The following is a 17,945-nucleotide window of genomic DNA, read 5'->3' as shown; positions in this document are numbered from 1 at the left end:
TGTATTATGTCAACTGTATTGGAACAACGCGGGGTACGAAGAGGCCGGCGATGCCGAAACAGGTGGATCACCGCGGACGCCGCGAAGCGATCGCCCGCGCACTGTGGCGGGTGGTGGAGCAGCGCGGCGTCACGCAGCTGACGATGCGCGTGGTGGCGCAGGAGGCGGGCATGTCACTCGGGCAGCTGCAGCACTACTTCGCTTCCCGGACCGCCATGCTCTCCTTCGCCATGGATTTCGCGTCCGAGCAGACCTCGGTGCGCGTACACCAAGGCCTCGAAAAGCTCGGCGACCGTCCGCACCCCCGTGACGTGCTGCGACTGACGCTCGCGGAAATGCTCCCCCTGCACGCCGACGCCCGCGCGACCAGCCGGATGAGCGCGGCCTACGTCCTCGAGGCGCTGCACGACAAGGCCGTGCACGAGCAGGCGCGCCGCGGCCTCGTCCAAGGGCGGGCCCTCGTCGAGCAGTTGGTCCGCCAGGCGATCACCGACGGGCACATCGACCCCGGCCGCGACCCGGCGACCGAGACCAACCTGCTCCTCGCCCTCACCGGCTTCACCTCCCTGATCGAACTCGACGTGATCAAGCCCCAGGACGCGCTCGCCGCGATCGACGTGCATCTGGACCGGCTGTTCAGGAGTACGTGACCTGCCCGGACGGCGCGCTGATCAGCACCGCGCCGTCACTTGCAGAACACAGGTCGCTCGGCCCATCTCGACGCAACGACCTCGGTAGGTGTCCACCTGCCAGGGCACCCCGACGGACTCGCTGTGACCTGCCGCAGGTGTGAAGGAGTGGATCTTCGATTGCTTCGAAACGACTGCGAGCGCACTTGAGTCGTGCTGTCCCTGTCGTGGTCAGCGGTTCAGCCGGCGCCGAGGTCCTCCCGGACCTGGCTGCCGGAAGCACGCAGTTCGGGGTGCTGTTCAGCTGCGGCCGCGTGACTCCTCGTCCAGGTCGTCCAGCGCGGACAGGGAGATGCCCCGGGTCTCCTTGGCGGCCAGCACCGCGACCGTCGAGATCACCGCGGCGCCGGCCAGGTAGACCGCGATCGGGACCGCGGAACCGTAGGCCTTGAGCAGGCTGGCGGTGATGAACGGGGCGAGGGACCCGGCGAAGATCGACGTCGTCTGGTAGGCGAGGGAGACGCCGGCGTAGCGCATCCGCGTCGGGAACAGTTCGGCCATCATCGCCAGCTGGGGCGCGTACATCAGGCCGTGCACGACGACGCCGAGGACGAGCGCCAGCACGATCAGTCCCGGGTTTCCGGTGTCCATCAACGGGAATCCCGCGAAGCCCCAGCCGATCATCAGGACCGAGCCGGTGAGGTAGACCGGGCGGCGGCCGAACCGGTCGGCGAGGTGCCCGAACCACGGCACGATCGCCATGTGCACGACGTGGGCGACCACCAGGAGCAGCAGGATGTCGGTGGTGCTGCTGCCCACGCGCAGCGCCAGGTAGGTGATCGAGAAGGTCACCACGACCTGGTAGAGGATGTTCTCGGCTACCCGCGCCCCCATCGAGATGAGCACGCCGCGCGGGTAGCGCTTCAGGACCTCGATGACGGACGAGCGCTCTGACTCGCGCTCCTTTGCCCGCTTCAGCGAGTCGAGGAAGATCGGCGCTTCCTCCACCTGGGTCCGGACGTAGTAGCCGATCAGTACGACGATCGCCGATGCCCAGAACGCCGTTCGCCACCCCCCATGAGGCGAACGCGCTCTCGGTGAGGAAGAACGACAAGGACAGCAGGACGATCGTGGCGAGCAGGTTGCCGAGCGGCAGGCCGGCTTGGGGCCAGCTCGACCAGTAGGCGCGCCGGGCGTCCGGGCTGTGCTCGCCGACGAGCAGGACCGCGCCGCCCCATTCGCCGCCGACCGCGAAGCCTTGCACGAAGCGCAACACCACCAGGATCGTCGGCGCCCAGAAGCCGATGCTCGAGTAGGTGGGCACGCAGCCGATCAGGAAGGTGGCGGCGCCGACCAGCAGCAGGCTGAGCTGCAGGAGCTTCTTCCGGCCGACCCGGTCGCCGAAGTGCCCGAAGACGATCCCGCCGAGCGGGCGGGCGACGAAGCCGACCGCGTAGACCAGCAGGGCGTTGATGACACCGTCGAGCGGATTCCCGTTGTCCGGGAAGAAGACGGTGCCGAAGACCAGGGCCGACGACGCGGAGTACAGCAGGAACTCGTACCACTCGGCGACAGTGCCGGCCATGGACGCGGCCACGACCTTGCGGGGCCCGGTCAACGGGGGTGCGGCCGCGGATTCGGTGCTCTGCATCGTGGACGACTCCTTTGTCGATGTCCTACCGGGACGATCCGTCGAGCACTTCGCCCGCTGGGGCACGGCGGCAAGCATGGGGGTTTCGCTGCGCCTGCCGTCGCGTGCATCGGCTGCGGGGACGCTCGTTCGCGGAGGATCGAAGCATGCCGGAGCCGTGGTGCGCAACCGATTGCTCACCCGTAGAACAATCGATTGCGCATCTTGACCGGCGAACCGCCGCGGACGTAGCGTCGCCAGAGCACTCACTCGTTCCCGAGACCAGGAACGGACCGGACCCGGCGCTCGCAGGCGCCCTCCGCCGCCGGTGGGACATCACACTTACGGACAGGGACGACACATGCTTTCCGGAACCAGAGTCGTGAGTTTCACGCACTTCCTGCAGGGCCCCTCCGCCACCCAGATCCTCGGTGACCTGGGTGCGGACGTGATCAAGATCGAGCCGCCGCAAGGCGCCTTCGAGCGTGGCTGGTCTGGCCCCGACGCGTTCGTCGGCGGCGTCTCGGTGTTCTTCCTGCTCGCGAACCGCAACGCGCGCAGCATGGTCGTCGACCTCAAGTCCGACGAGGGCCGCCGGGTGCTGCGCCGGCTTCTGGACGGCGCCGACGTCCTGATCGAAAGCTTCCGGCCGGGCGTGATGGACCGGCTCGGGCTCGGCTACGAGGAGCTGCGGACCACCAACCCGCGGCTGGTCTACTGCTCGCTCTCCGGCTATGGGTCCGACGGCCCCTACAAGGACCGGCCGGGGCAGGACGTCCTGGTCCAGTCGCTGTCCGGCCTCGCCGCGGCGACCGGGGCCGCGGGCGGGCCGCCCACCCCGGTCGGCGCCTCCGTGGTCGACGCGCACGGTGCGGCGCTCGGGGCGCTCGGGATCCTGGCCGCGTTGCACGGGCGGGCGAGGACCGGCGAAGGCACCCGGGTGGAGAGCAATCTGCTCAGCGCGGCCTTGGACCTGCAGGTCGAGCCCCTTTCCTACCACCTCAACGGGTTTCGCGGCGAGCGAAGCCCTTCCGGCGTCTCGTCGCGGTTCTACAAGGCGCCGTATGGCGTCTTCGCCACTGCTGACGGGTACCTGACGATCTCTCTCACGGGCACCGACGTGCTGGCGAAGGTGCTCGACGAGCCGTGGTTCAGCGGCGTCGCCCCCGCCGACGAGTACGCGCGCCGCGAGGAGGTGAACGAGCGGGTCGCCGCACTGCTCGCCGAGCACCCGACGGCGTACTGGATCGAGCGGTTCACCGAGTTCCGGGTCTGGCACGCGCCGGTCCACGACTTCGACGACGTGGCCACCGATCCGCAGGTCCGGCACAACGAGACGATCCTGACCATCCCGCACCCGGAGGCCGGCGACGTCCGGGTGCCTGCTCACCCGATCCGCTACGGCGGGGAGCGCCCAGGGTTGCGCCGGGTGCCACCGGCACTGGGGGAGCACACCCGCGAGGTGCTCGGGGAGCTCGGCTACAGCCCGGCCGATGTCGACGCCTTGGTCGCGGGGGGTGCGTTCGGTGCCCAGTCCTGAGGTCGGCGTCGACGGGACCGCCGGGCCGGTGCTCGTCGAGCGCCGCGGCGCCGTCGCGGTCCTCACCCTGAACCGGCCGGCGAGGTACAACGCGATCGACCACGCCACCGTCGACGCGCTGACCGGCGCGCTCGACGAGATCGAGGCCGACCGGAACGTGCGGGCGGTGGTGCTCACCGGTGCCGGCAAGGCATTCGCCGCAGGCGCGGACATCGCCTTCTACGCGCGGGCGGACCACGGCGAGTTCGCTGCCTTCACCGAGCGCTGCAACGCTCTGTGCGACCGGATCGCGCGGTGCCGCGTACCCGTGGTGGCGGCGGTGCGCGGCCTGGCCCTCGGCGGGGGGTTCGAGCTCGTGCTGGCGTGCGACGTGGTCGTCGCCGAGCGTGGCGCCGCGTTCGGCCTGCCCGAGGTCACCCTGGGGCTGCTGCCGGGCTGGGGCGGCACCCAGCGGCTGACCTGGCACGTCGGCCCCACCCGTGCCCGCTGGCTCACGATGTCCGGCGAGCGCCTGGGCGCCGTGGCCGCCGAGGCGGCAGGCATCGTGACCCACCTGTGCGAGGGGGACGAGCTGGTCCCGCGGGCGCTGGAGGTCGCGGACCTGCTCGCCGGGCGGGCGCCGCTGGCCGTGGCCGCGATCCGGGACGCGGTCGTCGCGGCCGTCCACGGTGGACCCGAAGGATCCGACGGCCCTGGCTTCCGCCGCGAACGCGAGGCGCTGGGGGAGCTGTTCGCATCCGCCGACGGCCGCGAGGGCATCACGGCCTTCGTCGAGAAGCGCACGCCGAGGTTCACCGGACGCTGATCGCGGTGCGGAAGCCGGCGGGATCGGCACGACCGATCCCGCCGGTACCACAACGAGTTCGCGGGAACGGCCGCGCACGATCACCGGCCGTCCCCAGGCCGGGGTCGGAGTGCGGGGTCAGAGGGCGCGGGTCAGAGGGCGCGGGTCAGAGTGCGCGGGTCAGAGTGCGCGGGTCGACTCCCGCAGCACCAGCCGCGGCGCCGGGTCGGCCACCACGAGATCGCGCAGCGGTGTGCCGCCGAGGTGCTCGATCAGCACACCGCACGCCGCGCGACCAAGTTCGCGCAGCGGCAGCCGCACCGTGGTCAGTGCCGGGTTCCAGGCCTGCGCGACCCAGGTGTCCAGCACGGTCACGACGGACATGTCCTCCGGTACCCGGACACCGGCCCGGCCCAGCGCGGACACCGCGCCGACCGCCGCGTTCACGCTGGACACGACGAGGGCGGTCGGCCGCCGCGGCGCGGCCAGGATCCGGTGGACGGCTTCCGCACCGGCGGCCGCCTCCCAGCCCGCCCGCACCACCCACTCCGGCGCGACCGTCAGCCCGGCTTCGGCCATCGTCTCGAGGTAGCCCTGGTGCCGGCGGACCGCGGTGTCGTGGTGCGGTACGCCGGCGAGGTGACCGATCCGCTCATGACCGAGCTCGACCAGGTGACGGGTCGCCAGCCGGGCGCCGGCGACGTCGTCGAGGACCACCGAGCCGGACCGGCCCGGCAGCCGGGAGTTGATCAGCACGACGGGGACGTCGTCGCCGAGCACCTGGGCGAGGGCGGCGTCGTCGAGGTCCTCGCGACGTTGCAGCAGCACGCCGTCAACCCGGCCCTCGGCAACCAGCTCGCGCAGGCGCCCGTGCCCGGACGGCGGCGGGTCGACCTGACCGAGCAGTACCGACATGCCGGCCTCCCGGGCCTGGTCCTGCACACCCCCGAGCATGTCCGCGAAGACGGCGTTGGTGACGTCCGGGACGATCAGGCCGACGGCGCCGGAGCGCCGGAAGCGCAGGGCTCTGGCCCGGTGGCTTGGTACGTACCGCAGTGCTTCGGCGGCTTCACGGACCCGTGTGCGGGTGGCCTCGCTTACCCGGGCTCGCGAGTCGCCCGTGAGCACCCGCGACGCCACGGAGCGGGAAACCCCGGCCGCGTCGGCGACGTCCTGGAGCGTGGGCATGTCGGTGAGTCTACCCGGCGCAATCGATTGCCCCGCGATCGGCAATCGATTGCGCCGGACCCGGTGGTGCGCGCGGTCGTGGGCAATCCGAGGATCGCCGTCGGCCGTCATCCGGAGGACCGGCTGCTCGCGAGCTGATCGGCGAGCTGACGATGAAGAGCCCGGAGTTCGTGGCGTTGTGGGGTGACCACCGGGTGACGCCGTGCGACGCCGCCACCTACGAGCTGCGCCACCCGGTCGTCGGCACGGTGACCGTCACCCAGCAGACCCTCGTCCTCGCGCGTTCGCCGGGGCAGTCCGTCGTGGTGTGCACGACGCCCGCCGGGTCACCGTCGGAGGCGGCACTGGCCCTGCTGCGGCAGGCGAGTGCGGTGGAGCGGTCCGGCCGGAGCGGTGGAGCGGCCCGGCCGGTGCCTCGTCACGGTGCTCCGCCGCCGGGGGTCACGCGGACCGACTTCGGCAGCCGCTGCCAGGCGAGGTCGGCGGGATCGGCCGCGACGAGACCGGGCGAGCGGGCGACGAGGATCTTCCGGGCGATCGGCTCGAAATCCCCGCGGAAGTGCACCGAGCTCTTCACCACGAGGAGCCGCTGGTCCTCCGGGACGATGCCGACCATCCGGAACAGGTTGCGGTCGAACACCTGGGAGCGCCCGGTCGTCACCGCCACCCGCACGGACCCGGAGCGCAGGCACGTGGAGGGACCGAGGTCGACCTCGGTGCCGTGCAGCATCGGCCCGTCGAAGCGGCAGCGTCCGTCCGACAGCGCCTCGACGACGAACCGGCCCCGCACCGGTTCGTCCCCCGGCACCGCGGGATCACCGCCGATCGCCAGGTCCACCGTGGCACCGATGCCCGCCGCGGTGGCCGTGGCGGCGGCCTCGGGATCGGTGATGAGCCCGAGCGCGCCGGGCTCGTCGCTGCCGGCCGCGAGGAGCGCACGGAGCAGCCCGGTGGTGCGGCTGGAGCCGCCGGCGCCGGGGTTGTCCTGCGTGTCGGCGACGACGACCGGGCCGGCGCCCTCGGCGCCGTCGGCCGCGAGGCCGGCGGCCACGGCGTCGGCGGGGTCGAGCAGCGCGATCCGCCATTTCGCCTCGTCCTGGGTCACCTCGCCGTACAGCCGGTCGACGATCTCCTCGGCCGGGCCGGTGCCGTACGCCCACACCACCGGTCCGCAGTCCGGGATGTCGGCCGCGGGGAACCCGGCGGCGAACGACACCGTGGTGCGGTCTCCGCCGAGGGATTCCAGACCGCCGTAGACAGACCGGGCGGGCTCCAGCTCGGTGCATCCCGCGTTGATCGGGATCAGGAACGGCACCCGTCGCCACGCGAGCCGGAGCCGTTCGCCGTCGAGCAGCCGGGCGAGCAGGCCGGCGGCCCGCGCTCCCGTCGCGGCCATGTCGACGTGCGGGTAGGTGCGGTAGCAGACCAGCGCGTCGGCGGCGTCGAACATCCGGGCCGACATGTTGGCGTGCAGGTCCAGGCTCGCGACCACCGGCACGCCGGGCCCGGCCGCGGCGCGGACCCTGGCCAGCAGCTCGCCCTCGCCGTCGTCGTGGTGCTCGGTGACCATGGCGCCGTGCAGGTCGAGGTAGACCGCGTCCGGCCGGCTGAGGCGCACGGCGTCGACGATCTCGCCGGCGATGCGCTCGAACGTGGCGGTGGTGACCGGCCCGGACGGGCCGGCGGCCGCCCAGATCACCGGCAGCACCGCCCAGCCGCGGGCACGGGCCTGCCCGAGGAACCCGCCGACCGGCAGGTTGACCGGCTCGAGTTCGAGCACCCCGTCACCGCGGCGCAGGGCGGGGAAGCCCTCGCCGTTGGCGAAGTTGCCGTAGGAGGCGGGTGTGGGCGCGAACGTGTTGGTCTCGTGCTGGAACCCGGCGACCAGGATCCTCGTCGTGCCGTCCGTCATCGGGCTACCTCCGCACCGTTCGCGACCGGGGCGGTCCGGCCGGGTTCCGTTCGTACTCGCGTGACCGCCAGCGAGACCGCGCCGGCCACGAGCAGGCCGACGAGCGTGAGCAGACCGATCTCGGTGCTGCCCGTCGATTCCTTCACGTAGCCGATCAGCGTGGGGCTGAAGAACCCGCCGAGCAGGCCGATGCTGTTGATGAACGCGATGCCACCCGCGGCCGCGTCACCCTTGAGGAAGGTGGCCGGCACGGACCAGAACACGGTGTAGGCGCCCCACATGCAGGCGGTGGCCACGATCAGCGCGGTCATCGAGATGCTGAAGACCGACCCGGTGACGGCGGCGACGGCCATGCCCGCCGCGGCGACGACGGTCGGGACGACCGTGTGCCGGCGGCGCTCGCCGGTGGCGTCGGAGTGACGGGCCAGCACCCGCATCAGCACCAGCGCGGCCGCGTAGGGCACCGCGGACCACAGGCCGATCGCGACGACGGACCGGACGCCGTTCTCCGAGAGGATCGTCGGCAGCCAGAAGCTGACCCCGTACAGGCCGCTGATCAGGCAGAAATAGCCGAACGCGAGACCGTACACCCGCGGGTCGGTGAGCACTTTCCGGAAGCGGTGCTCGCCGCTCTCCTGCGAGGCGGCCAGATCCTGGGCGAGCAGCGAGCGCTCGCCGGGAGTGAGCCAGCGGGCGTCGCCGGGGCCGTTCGGCAGGAACTTCAGGACGACGAAGGCCAGCACGACGCAGGGCAGCCCCTCGACGAGGAACATCCACTGCCAGCCGGCGAGGCCGGCGGAACCGTCGAGTCCGCTGATGAGCAGCGAGGACGCCGGTCCGCCGAGCATCGAGCCCAGCGGACCGGGGATCATCAGCACCGACATCGCCGCGCCCATGCGCGCCCGCGGGTACCAGTACGTCAGGTAGAAGATGACGCCCGGAGCGAACCCGGCTTCGAACACGCCGAGCAGGAAGCGCAGGACGTAGAAGCTGGTCGCGTCGTGCACGAACAGCATGCCCGCCGAGGTGATCCCCCAGAGCAGCATGATGCGGAAGATCGTCTTGCGGGTGCCGATGCGGCGCAGCAGCAGGTTGCTGGGTACCTCGAACAGCACGTACCCGAGGAAGAAGATGCCCGCCGCCAGCCCGAAGACCGACTCGCTGATGCCGATGTCCTCGGACATCTGCAGCTTGGCGAAGCCGATGTTGACCCGGTCGAGGTACGCGAACAGGTAACAGACGACGAGCAGCGGCAGGATCCGCCACCCGATCCTGCGGTAGAGCTCCGGCGGCGCGACGGTCGGCGGTGTCGCGCCCTCCTTCCCAATGGCCATGCGGACTCCTCGTAGTCGGCCCGGCGAAGCTGGGTGGGTCGTCGTTCGATTGCCGGTACTGTGCGGGAGATCGTTGATCCAAGCGCCGAAAGGTGGGAAAGAGCCGATGATCACCCTTGAAATGTTCGATCGGGACACTTTGTGGCGGCGATCCCTTGGTGCGGCCTGACGTGCTGGACGAGACGGATCTCGCGCTGGTCGACGCCCTGCAACTCAATCCACGGGCCAGCTGGTCGAGCCTGGCGGACGCGCTGGAGCTGGCGCCGATCACGCTGGCGCGGCGATGGCAGCGGCTGGTCGACGACGGCACGGCTTGGGTGACGGTCGCCCTGAGCGACCGCCGGATGCGCGGGGCGGTGCTGGAACTGTCGTGCCGTCCGGGCACCGCGCGGGCCGTCGCGCTCGAACTGGCCGAGCTGCCGCACGTGAGCACGGTGGGCGTGACCACCGGCCGGTTCCAGGTGTTCGCGCTCGTCCTCGCCCCCTCGCTGGCGGCCATCGCCGACGTGCTGGTGCGCTCCCTGCCGGTCCCCGCCGACGTCACGGCGCTGCACTCCCACCTCTACAGCGGGTTGTTCGGGGGCGTGGTGTGGCGGCTGGGAGTGATCAACCGTGTCCTGACCGAGCAGCTGCGGGAACCGGCCGGGCCGCCACCGGGGCGGATCCGTCCGTTCGGCGAATGGGACCGGCGGCTTTTCCTGGCACTGGGCCACGACGGGCGGCGTTCCTACCAGGACCTGGCGGCGGAACTGGGGGCCTCGCCGCAGGCCGTCAGGCGCCGGTTGGACCGGCTGCACCGGCAGGGCGACATCACCTTCCGCTGCGACGTCGCGCGACCGCTCACCGGCTGGGGCTCGATGGCCTTCCTGTGGCTGTCGGTGCCCGACGGTGACCTCCCGGCGATCGGCCGGGCGCTGGGGGCGATGCCGGAGACACGCCATTGCTCGGGGGTGCCGGGGCCGGCGAACCTGGCCCTGGTCGTCAGCCTGCACTCGCTGGAGCACCTCGACGAACTGCTGGTGCGCATCGTGCGGGAGCACCCGGCGGCGGCGGTCGTCGACCGCCGGGTGGTGCTCCAGCAGGTGAAGGTGCACGGACGCATCGTCGACGAGCTGGGCCGCAGCGTCCGCGTGGTCCCCGTCGACCCCTGGGCGGCGGTCGATCAGACCCTAGAGGACTCGCGACTGCCGGAGCCGCCCTGAGTCATCGGATCGCAGGCACCCAGGCTGCTTGTTCGCGTCCGATCCGGTTCCGGACCGTCTCCGGGCCCAGCGCCAGCGCCACGACGGTCAGGACCGCCATCGCCGCCATGTACACGAGAATGGGCCACCAATGCCCGGCCCAGGCGTACAGCGCGGTTGCGATGAACGGGGCCACGCCTCCGGCCAGGACCGAGCCGACCTCGCGGGAGAACGCGAACCCCGACATGCGGAACTCGGTGTCGAACAGTTCGGCGTACCAAGCGGCCTGCGGAGCGAGCATCGCCGGGTAGAACACGCCGAGCCCGATCACGAAGGCCAGGATCGCCCAGCCTGCCGAGCGGGTATCGCTGAGCAGGAAGAACGGGACCATCCAGCACACGGAGCCGATGATGCCGACCAGGTAGACGGGTTTGCGCCCGACGTGGTCGGAGAGCAGCCCGCAGAGGGGGATCAGCACCGCCTGGACCGCGGAGGCGATCATGACCGCCCCCAGACCGAGCGACTGGCCGAGGCCCAGCGTCGTGGCCACGTAGGCGACTCCGAAGACCGGGAGCAGGTAAGCGAAGCCGTTCTCACCCATACGGGTGCCGACGACGATGAAGAAGCTGCGCGGGTGCCGGCGGATCGCGGCGAAGATCCCGCCCGGCCGCCCGGACGATGGGCCTGTCCTGGTGTGCTGGAAGACCGGCGGCTCCTCGACGGTGCGCCGGATGAGATAGCCGACGAGCAGGCACAGCGCGCCGAGCAGGAAGGGCAGCCGCCAGCCCCAGGACGCGAACTGATCCGCGGGCAGCAACAGGAACAGGGAGAACACGCCGTTGCCGAGCAGGGTCGCGATGGCGTAACCGAGCGGAGCGGCCGAGCCGGCGAATCCGCGACGGTCCGGGCGGGCGTGCTCCACCGAAAGCACGACGGCGCCGGCGTACTCGCCGCCGGCGCCGAAACCCTGGACGAGCCGAAGCAGGACCAGCAGGATCGGTGCCAGGGCCCCGACTTGGGCGTAGGTGGGGAGCAGGCCGATCGCGGTGGTGGACGCGCCCATGAGGACGAGTGTCAGGACGAGCATCTGCCGTCGCCCGACGCGGTCCCCGAGCCGGCCGAGAACGAGCCCGCCCACTGGGCGGGCGAGGAAGCCGACGGCATAGGTGGCGAACGCCGCCAGAGTGCTGAGGAGCGGATCGTGCGACGGGAAGAACTGCGTGTTCAGCACGATGGCGGCGGCGGTGCCGTAGACGATGAAGTCGTACCACTCCAGCACGGTGCCGACCAGCGCCGCGATCGACGCCTTCCGTGACTGTCCCGGCGCGGTGCCGGCGGCTGCTGCGGACACGGTGTTCTCCTTCGGTCGGGAGCGCGCGTCAGTGGCCGGACGGAGGTGTGGCGGGTTTCGGACGGCGGAGAACGGCTCCCTGCTGGACCGGGCCGACGAGTGCGGCGTACTGCCCGAGCCAGCCCCGTTCTTCGGCCGGGTTGCCGGAGGTGACCGGTTCCCCGTGCCGGAGCGGGACGGTGTCGACGGTCCGGTCGTCGAGGTCGATGGTGATCGTGTCGCCGGATCGCACGCCCGCGAGCGGGCCACCGTCGGCGGCTTCCGGCATGACCTGGCCGAGGACCAGTCCGTGGTTCAGACCGGAGAGCTCGCCGTCGGTCACCACGGCGACCTTCCCGCCCAGACCGGCGCCGTTGAGGGCGGCGACGAAGCTCGCCGCGAAAACCGTGCCGGGGCCACCGCGCGGTCCCATGCCGCGCAGCACGATCACGCTTCCTTCGGCGATGTCCCCGGTGCCCAGCGCGGCGATCGCGTCGTCCTCGCCCGCGAACACCTCGGCGGGGCCGGCGAACCGGCGCCGGGCGTTGCCGGCGCCCGCGACCTTGACCACCGACCCGTCGGGCGCCAGTGAGCCGCGCAGGATCAGCAATCCCGGTTCCGGGCGCACCGGGTCGTCGAGCCGGCGCAGTACGGTCCCGTCCGCTTCCGGTGCGTCGCGGGACAGCTCGGCCACGGTTCGCCCGCTGACCGTCAGCGCGTCACCGTGCAGCCGGGGCAGCAGGGTCCGCAGCACCGCCCGGACTCCGCCGACGCGTTCGAGATCCCACACCTGGTGGGTTCCGTTCGGGCGGATGGCGGCCAGCAGCGCCGTGTCCTCGCCGAGCCGCTCGAACAGGGCCACGACGTCGAGGTCCAGGTCCGCTTCGCTGGCCACGGCCGCCAGGTGGCGCACGCAGTTGACCGAACCGCCGAGCGCCATCGCCACCCGGACACCGTTCTCGACGGCCTTTCCGGTGATGATCTTCCGCGCGGTCAGCCCCGTGGCGACCATGTCGACGATCCGGCGGCCGGCGTCGGCCGCCAGCGCGCGCATCCGGTCGGAGTCCGCCCGGATCGGCGCCGCTCCGGGCAGGGTCATGCCCATCGCCTCGGCCAGGACGTGCATCGTGTTGGCGGTCGCGAGCCCGGCGCAGACACCGGGACCCTGGATCGCCGAGTCGGCCAGCTCGCCGAGCTCGTCGACCGTCATGGTGCCGGCCTGCACGGCGCCGACCGATTCATAGACGGTGTCGATGTCGACCGAGCAGCCACCGTAGCGGCCACCCCCTTGGAAACCGCCGGGCACGATGATCGAGGGCAGGTCCAGCCGGGCGGAGGCCATCAGGTGCGCGGGCGTGGTCTTGTCGCACGACGAGAGGCACACCATGCCGTCCAGAACGGCGCCCTCCACCGCGGCCTCGACGTCGTTGACGATGAGGTCGCGGGTGGGCATCAGGTAGCGGGCCTTCCGGCCGGCACTGGTCACGAAGTCCAATGGCGCGGTGGTGCGGATCTCGAACGGCAGCCCGCCCGCTTCCCACACCGCTTCGGCGACGATCTCGGCGATCCCGTCGAGGTGGGAGAAGCAGATGCCGAGTTTCGAGGAGGTGTTGACGATCGCGATCTTGGGTCGTCCCTGGTCTTCCGGGGCGAGGCCCAGCGCCGTCCACTGGGCGCGGCGGACGGCCCAGCGGGTGCTGCCGGGGGTGAACTCGCTGCGCAGTGCGCCCTGGCGTACGGGGTCGTAGTCGGGCAGGCCGGTCACGGAAGTGGTCCTTTCGCGGAGATCGGGTCAGAAACTGCTGCCGGCTGCGTGCATCGCCGCTCGGACGTCGGCGCCGGGCACCGACCGGTAGGGCAGGTCCTTCCGCAGCGACAGCAGGGTCGCCGCGGCGGCCGCGTGGCCGTACTCGAAGCACTGGGCGGTGACCCTGGCCGACGCGAGGGCCTCGTGCTGTGCTCCGAGGCAGCGCCCGGCCACGATGATGTCCTCGCCGGTTCGCGGCACCAGGGAGAGGTAGGGGACCTCGTAGAAGTCGTCGATCAGCCAGCGCAGCTTCGGCCGATCGCCGGAGTGCAGTTCGATGGGCCACGGTGACCGGACGATCCCGTCGGCCCTTTTGCGGCAGGCGAGGACGTCGGCGTTGGTGAGTTCCTCGACCGCTTCGATGCTGCGGGTCTGGCGGACGCCCGCTTCGACGCCGGTGTCGACGACGAACGAGCCGGCGCAGCCCGGCACCCGCTGCCGCAGGAAACGGGCGTAGTCCCGGACCTGGCGCCGGCCGTCGATCTCGGCCTCGGTGAAGTCCTCGGGGTCGATCACGTTCAGCATCCGCCCGTCGCGCCCGACCAGCCGGGTCGCGTTCACGAGCAGCTCACCGGGCCGGGTCGTCCGGAAGAGCCACACGTGCGACCGGGGGAGGTCGAGCCCGTCCGCGCGGGCGGACTCGATGGCGGAGCTGACCCACGGCGGGCAGATCGTGTCCTCTCCGTACGCTTCGTGGAACGCCGGCAGGTCGACGTTGCCGAGCCGGAAGAACATGGTCGGGTTCTGGATGCGGCCACCGTCCCCGAACCGCGTCGTGTGCCCGGCACGCGCGACGACCGCGGCATCCCCCGACGCGTCGATGGTGCGCGCGGCGCGGATCACCGATCGGCCGGCGTTCGACTCGACCACGACGCCCGCGTGCCGCCCGTGCTCGACGAGGACTCCCGTGACCGCGGTGTGGAGCAGGATCCGGACCCCCGCGCGTTCGAGGAAGTCGTCGGCGACCTCGCGCCAGACCAGCGGATCGTGCGCGACCGTCCAGGTCTTCCCGTACCGCTGGGGGCCGGTGACGCCGCCGCGCGCGGCGAGCGCTTCGCGGAAGCGTTCGGTGAACCCGTGCACCACCTGCTGCGGCCCGCCCGATTCCGTGGCCAGGTAGAGACCGCAGATCGTGCCCGACATCCCGGCCACCGCGGCGCCGCCGAAGAAGCCGTAGCGCTCGACGATCACCACGGACAGCCCGTTTTCGGCGCACACGGTCGCGGCGGCGACTCCCGCGGCCCCGCCACCCACGACCACCACGTCGACGTCGGCGAGCACGGGGAGGCCGGCCGCTTCCGATGCTGCGGAGTCCAGCCGCCAGTTCGGGAACCCGGCTGACATATCGCTCATATATCGGTTGTACATGGCCGAGGCGGGCGTTGTCCAGCCTCGCTGCCGGATGAGCGATGATGGGGGAGTGGCAGAACAGATCAACAAGGCTGAGCAGGCCTACACCCTGCTGGAGGACATGATCACCTTTCAGGAACTCGCACCGGGTGAAGCCGTCTCCGAGGCCGGGTTGATGGCGCGCACCGGCTTCGGCCGCACGCCCGTGCGAGAAGCACTGCAGCGGCTCGCCCGGGAGCGCATGGTCGAGATCCACCCGCATCGCGGGGTGTTCGTCGCGGCGGTGTCCGTCGAAGCGCACTTCCGGCTCCTCGAACTGCGCCGCGGCCTGGAAGAGATGGCGGCGCGGTTCGCGACCTACCGCGCGCAAACCCAGCAGAAGGAGCGGATGCTCGCGCTCGCCACCGAACTGGACGCGTTCGAAGGCGCCGACGTCAGGCAGTTCGCCACGTTGCTCAAACGCTCGCACTCCTTGATCGTCGAAGCCACCCAGAACGAGTACCTGGAACTGGCGATGGCGCCCTTGCAGTCGCTGTCACGACGCTTCTGGTTCGCTCACCTGCCCGACGTGGCCGAGGACGTGCGAACCGCGGCCCGGCTGCACGGCGATCTGCTGCGAGCGATCGCCCACGGCGACGAAACGGCCGCGGTCGCCGCGGCGCTCGCGCTGAACGACTACCTGACCGACCTCACCTATGCCGCCCTCGGCCGGCCGGAGTCGCGTACGTGATGTCCGCGCCGCGGGCTTTCCGCTCTCTCGTCGGCTGATGTGATCGAGGGCGGCGGCGCTCGAGCTGCCCGGCTCGGTCGTGTACATCACCAGGGTGTGTCCCGCGCCTCGGACAGGGTAGGGCTCCAACGGGGGAGAGAAGTTGGTGCGATAGCGGGAGTCGCCGACGTAGGGACCTTGCGGACGATGCCGATGGTGGTGCGCACCCCGGCTGGTTCAGTCCTTCACGTCCGCCGGAGACGATTGTCCCACCCTCATCCCGGAACTCGCGGAGCGCTTGTGCCCCAGACTTTCCGCTCTCGCTGGGGCTCGACTGTACTAAGTGGAGCGATCGACATGTGACGGGACAGCCGGTCGTAGCCCTCCATGAAGGACTCGACCGTCTCGCCGGGCGCTCCCCAGATCAGTTCGGCGTAGCAGTCGAGTCCTTCCTGGTCGAGCCACCGGGCGAGGTCCTCCCATTCGTTGACCTTCATGTTGTGCCGGTTCATCGTCTTCAGCGTGTCCTCGCTGAGGGTTTGCAGCGCCAGCGTGAAAGAGCTGCGCATACCGGCTTCCTTCATGCGGCGGACGATGTCGAAGAACAACTTGGACTTGTTCTTCGCCCACGAGGTCTCGAGTGCGCGCGGATAGCCGTACTGGTTCCGGACCTCGATCATGTCGTCTATGAACTCCGCGTCGATCGGCAGGATGCCGAAGTTCGCGTCGCACAACACGATGGTGTGCACCTTGTGCTTGGCGAAGAGTTCGAGCTCTGCCCGGAGTCGTTCCCGGGAGAACGCGCGGATGCGCTGGCCGGTGGCTCCTCCCGCTGTCGGTACGTTCGAGAAGCGGGTTGCTCGACGACGAGCGGTGCCGAGGCGATAACCCTTGCGGGGCACCACATTGTGCCCGCTTCCCGTCGAGGAACGGTGATCGTATGACAGCGGCTCGATCGGTTGTGCAGTTGTGGGACGTGGTGGTCGTCGGCGCCGGTCCGGCGGGAGCGACCGCGGCGAGAGTGGCGGCGGAAGCCGGGTGCTCCGTGCTGTTGCTGGAACGTGCGGCCATACCGCGGTACAAGACCTGTGGGGGCGGGCTCATCGGGTGTTCCCAGGCGTTCCTGCCGGCAGGGCTCGGCATCACCATTCGCGACGAGGTCGAGTCGGTCACGTTCGGCTTCGGCGGCCGTCGTGAGCCGACATCCACTGTGGTCGTCACTGCCTCGCCCGTCTCTGTGTGTAGCGTTCATTCTAGTGCTTCGGCGAGATCGTAACCAGAGTTGAAGCGACGGTTCGGCGTCGTCGTGCGTGGGCGGCCTCGACAAAGCGTGTGCTCACCGCTGTCGTCTCGCTCATGTGGGGCGTGCTCACGGAGCAGGTGGCGTTCGTTTGCCGCTCTGTCTGCTTCCGGGCAGGTCTGCGACTCATGGGTCGGGGACCGCATGTGGGGTGTGATGTGCCGACACTCGGGACGCCGTTGACGGATCAACGGTCAAGCGGATCTATCATGACTCCATGGTGAGGGAATCCAGCTCCGCGTCGACTACCGCGAACTTGAGCAGTCGTGACGTCATCTTGAACGCGGCGCGCACTCTCATCGACGAGAAGGGCTACGACGGCATGGCCGTCTCGGACCTGTGCGCGCAGTCCGGGCTTCCGGCCAGCTCGATCTACTACCACTTCGGGAGCAAGCTCGGTGTGCTCGCGGCCCTCCTCGAGCGCACGTTCGAGGAGCTGCACGCTCTGTTTCCGAGCCCGTCGGCGTTCGACCACCTGGCGCCGCTCGATCGCCTGGAAGCGTGGCTGTCGGCAGCGTGCAGGAGGCTGGACGAGCGGCCTGACTACCTCCGGCTGCTGGTCGCGATGGCCGTCGGACCGCAGAAGGACGCCGAAGCGGTTCAGGAGACCGTCCGCCGCATCCGGGGCAGCGCGCACGCCTCGTGGGTGAACGCGTTGACCCCGATCTTCGCGCCGAAGGTCCGCAAGGCGGACAAAGCCCTGGTCGAGCAGCTCGCCATTCTGGGCCGAGCGCTGGTGGACGGCCTCGCGGTCGCGAACAGCTTCGACGAGGTCTCGTACAGCTCGAAGGTCAAACCGTTCCTCGCTCTGGTCCGCGGCCTGGCGGCGCAGCGCGCCAGTGCGGCGAAATGACGCGGCGGACAATCAGGTAGATGACCCAGCCCCTGTGCACGCGGGACTGGGTCGCCTCGTCTGTGAGCGGTGAACGCCCAGTTCAGGAGAGGTCCTGCCACCAGGCGATGCTCGGTGGTACCGGCCGGCCGTCGTGCTCGGTCGGGCGCTCCGCCCAGTCGACGTCGGCCGCGGTGAAGTCGGCCTCCGGGAGAGTCCCGGTGCTCAGGTAGCGGGGGATGGTCAGTCCCCATTCCGCGTTTCCGCGGACCGCCCACCTCAGGCCCTGCAGGTACCGGTGCAACGCCGCGCTGCCGTCGCGCCTGGTCTGCTCCTCCACCTGCAGAAAGCGGCAGAACACGAGATCGCGCAAGGCCGTCGCCCTGGCGATGGCCTCCGTCAGCGTCACACCCTCGGCC

At 70.7% G+C, this 17,945-nt stretch carries 16 protein-coding genes and 2 pseudogenes; 8 read left to right on the top strand and 10 right to left on the bottom strand.

The window, feature by feature from the left end; all coding sequences use genetic code 11:
• Positions 1-50 precede the first annotated feature (50 nt).
• Entirely contained in the window at positions 51-650 is a 600-nt protein-coding gene (locus tag ACRSBM_RS27350; protein ID WP_434447408.1) for a TetR/AcrR family transcriptional regulator, read from the top strand.
• 279 nt (positions 651-929) lie between these two features.
• Here ACRSBM_RS27350 and ACRSBM_RS27345 read toward each other — a convergent pair whose 3' ends face one another.
• Both ACRSBM_RS27345 and ACRSBM_RS27340 read right to left on the bottom strand, forming a co-directional pair.
• A complete protein-coding gene (locus ACRSBM_RS27345; RefSeq protein ID WP_434453231.1) occupies positions 930-1,661 on the bottom strand; it encodes an MFS transporter in 732 nt (243 codons plus the stop codon).
• 76 nt (positions 1,662-1,737) lie between these two features.
• A pseudogene (locus tag ACRSBM_RS27340) lies at positions 1,738-2,214 on the bottom strand (MFS transporter); the annotation flags it as partial.
• A 406-nt stretch (positions 2,215-2,620) separates the two neighbouring features.
• Here ACRSBM_RS27340 and ACRSBM_RS27335 point away from each other — a divergent pair.
• Together ACRSBM_RS27335 and ACRSBM_RS27330 are read left to right on the top strand one after the other, a co-directional pair.
• Positions 2,621-3,799, top strand: coding sequence for a CaiB/BaiF CoA transferase family protein (locus ACRSBM_RS27335; protein WP_434447406.1), 1,179 nt, complete (start codon positions 2,621-2,623; stop codon positions 3,797-3,799).
• Positions 3,786-4,604: an enoyl-CoA hydratase/isomerase family protein gene (locus tag ACRSBM_RS27330; RefSeq protein ID WP_434447404.1), complete on the top strand. Its 819-nt coding sequence runs from the start codon at positions 3,786-3,788 to the stop codon at positions 4,602-4,604. Before ACRSBM_RS27335 ends, ACRSBM_RS27330 begins: the two co-directional genes overlap by 14 nt.
• Positions 4,605-4,763: 159 nt before the next feature.
• Here the strand turns inward: ACRSBM_RS27330 and ACRSBM_RS27325 are convergent, their stop codons facing one another.
• On the bottom strand, positions 4,764-5,771 hold the full coding sequence (locus ACRSBM_RS27325; RefSeq protein WP_434447402.1) for a LacI family DNA-binding transcriptional regulator: 1,008 nt from the start codon (positions 5,769-5,771) through the stop codon (positions 4,764-4,766).
• A 152-nt stretch (positions 5,772-5,923) separates the two neighbouring features.
• On the opposite strand from ACRSBM_RS27325, the pseudogene ACRSBM_RS27320 reads away from it, so the two are divergent.
• Positions 5,924-6,067, top strand: a pseudogene (locus ACRSBM_RS27320) (transcriptional regulator); the annotation flags it as partial.
• Between the two features lie 122 nt (positions 6,068-6,189).
• On the opposite strand, the gene ACRSBM_RS27315 reads toward ACRSBM_RS27320, so the two are convergent.
• Together ACRSBM_RS27315 and ACRSBM_RS27310 are read right to left on the bottom strand one after the other, a co-directional pair.
• Complete coding sequence (locus ACRSBM_RS27315) at positions 6,190-7,683, bottom strand: M81 family metallopeptidase (protein WP_434447400.1); 1,494 nt, start codon at positions 7,681-7,683, stop codon at positions 6,190-6,192.
• Positions 7,680-9,017, bottom strand: coding sequence for an MFS transporter (locus ACRSBM_RS27310; protein WP_434447398.1), 1,338 nt, complete (start codon positions 9,015-9,017; stop codon positions 7,680-7,682). The genes ACRSBM_RS27315 and ACRSBM_RS27310 overlap by 4 nt, the downstream gene beginning before the upstream one ends.
• 170 nt (positions 9,018-9,187) lie before the next feature.
• Here ACRSBM_RS27310 and ACRSBM_RS27305 point away from each other — a divergent pair, with 170 nt between their 5' ends.
• Positions 9,188-10,219: an Lrp/AsnC family transcriptional regulator gene (locus tag ACRSBM_RS27305; protein ID WP_434447396.1), complete on the top strand. Its 1,032-nt coding sequence runs from the start codon at positions 9,188-9,190 to the stop codon at positions 10,217-10,219.
• Between the two features lies 1 nt (position 10,220).
• On the opposite strand, the gene ACRSBM_RS27300 is transcribed toward ACRSBM_RS27305, so the two are convergent.
• Genes ACRSBM_RS27300 through ACRSBM_RS27290 form a run of 3 tightly spaced genes read right to left on the bottom strand, consistent with a single transcriptional unit; the run spans position 10,221 to position 14,688 of the window.
• A complete protein-coding gene (locus ACRSBM_RS27300) occupies positions 10,221-11,549 on the bottom strand; it encodes an MFS transporter (RefSeq protein ID WP_434447394.1) in 1,329 nt (442 codons plus the stop codon).
• A gap of 28 nt (positions 11,550-11,577) precedes the next feature.
• Positions 11,578-13,293: a dihydroxy-acid dehydratase domain-containing protein gene (locus tag ACRSBM_RS27295; protein WP_434447392.1), complete on the bottom strand. Its 1,716-nt coding sequence runs from the start codon at positions 13,291-13,293 to the stop codon at positions 11,578-11,580.
• Positions 13,294-13,320: 27 nt separating this feature from the next.
• Complete coding sequence (locus tag ACRSBM_RS27290) at positions 13,321-14,688, bottom strand: FAD-dependent oxidoreductase (protein WP_434447390.1); 1,368 nt, start codon at positions 14,686-14,688, stop codon at positions 13,321-13,323.
• Positions 14,689-14,701: 13 nt separating this feature from the next.
• Between ACRSBM_RS27290 and ACRSBM_RS27285 the strand changes: the two genes are divergently transcribed.
• On the top strand, positions 14,702-15,415 hold the full coding sequence (locus tag ACRSBM_RS27285; RefSeq protein ID WP_434447388.1) for a GntR family transcriptional regulator: 714 nt from the start codon (positions 14,702-14,704) through the stop codon (positions 15,413-15,415).
• A gap of 254 nt (positions 15,416-15,669) precedes the next feature.
• Here the strand turns inward: ACRSBM_RS27285 and ACRSBM_RS27280 are convergent, their stop codons facing one another.
• Positions 15,670-16,299: a radical SAM protein gene (locus ACRSBM_RS27280; protein ID WP_434447386.1), complete on the bottom strand. Its 630-nt coding sequence runs from the start codon at positions 16,297-16,299 to the stop codon at positions 15,670-15,672.
• A 35-nt stretch (positions 16,300-16,334) separates the two neighbouring features.
• On the opposite strand from ACRSBM_RS27280, the gene ACRSBM_RS27275 reads away from it, so the two are divergent.
• Both ACRSBM_RS27275 and ACRSBM_RS27270 read left to right on the top strand, forming a co-directional pair.
• Complete coding sequence (locus tag ACRSBM_RS27275; RefSeq protein WP_434447384.1) at positions 16,335-16,670, top strand: FAD-dependent oxidoreductase; 336 nt, start codon at positions 16,335-16,337, stop codon at positions 16,668-16,670.
• A gap of 241 nt (positions 16,671-16,911) precedes the next feature.
• A complete protein-coding gene (locus ACRSBM_RS27270) occupies positions 16,912-17,547 on the top strand; it encodes a TetR/AcrR family transcriptional regulator (RefSeq protein ID WP_434447382.1) in 636 nt (211 codons plus the stop codon).
• 82 nt (positions 17,548-17,629) lie between these two features.
• Here ACRSBM_RS27270 and ACRSBM_RS27265 read toward each other — a convergent pair whose 3' ends face one another.
• Positions 17,630-17,935: a hypothetical protein gene (locus tag ACRSBM_RS27265; RefSeq protein ID WP_434447380.1), complete on the bottom strand. Its 306-nt coding sequence runs from the start codon at positions 17,933-17,935 to the stop codon at positions 17,630-17,632.
• Positions 17,936-17,945 lie beyond the last annotated feature (10 nt).

Source organism: Lentzea xerophila, from assembly GCF_051094245.1.
Classification (GTDB): Bacteria; Actinomycetota; Actinomycetes; order Mycobacteriales; family Pseudonocardiaceae; genus Lentzea; species Lentzea xerophila.
This window is presented reverse-complemented; position numbering and strand designations above follow the sequence as displayed.

Excerpts from the sequence above, each read along its gene's own strand:
- ACRSBM_RS27275 (WP_434447384.1), top strand. The coding sequence starts at position 16,335 with ATGACAGCGGCTCGATCGGTTGTGCAGTTGTGGGACGTGGTGGTCGTC.
- ACRSBM_RS27315 (WP_434447400.1), bottom strand. The coding sequence starts at position 7,683 with ATGACGGACGGCACGACGAGGATCCTGGTCGCCGGGTTCCAGCACGAG.
- ACRSBM_RS27310 (WP_434447398.1), bottom strand. The coding sequence starts at position 9,017 with ATGGCCATTGGGAAGGAGGGCGCGACACCGCCGACCGTCGCGCCGCCG.
- ACRSBM_RS27290 (WP_434447390.1), bottom strand. The coding sequence starts at position 14,688 with ATGAGCGATATGTCAGCCGGGTTCCCGAACTGGCGGCTGGACTCCGCA.
- ACRSBM_RS27270 (WP_434447382.1), top strand. The coding sequence starts at position 16,912 with ATGGTGAGGGAATCCAGCTCCGCGTCGACTACCGCGAACTTGAGCAGT.
- ACRSBM_RS27325 (WP_434447402.1), bottom strand. The coding sequence starts at position 5,771 with ATGCCCACGCTCCAGGACGTCGCCGACGCGGCCGGGGTTTCCCGCTCC.
- ACRSBM_RS27335 (WP_434447406.1), top strand. The coding sequence starts at position 2,621 with ATGCTTTCCGGAACCAGAGTCGTGAGTTTCACGCACTTCCTGCAGGGC.
- ACRSBM_RS27350 (WP_434447408.1), top strand. The coding sequence starts at position 51 with ATGCCGAAACAGGTGGATCACCGCGGACGCCGCGAAGCGATCGCCCGC.
- ACRSBM_RS27285 (WP_434447388.1), top strand. The coding sequence starts at position 14,702 with ATGGCCGAGGCGGGCGTTGTCCAGCCTCGCTGCCGGATGAGCGATGAT.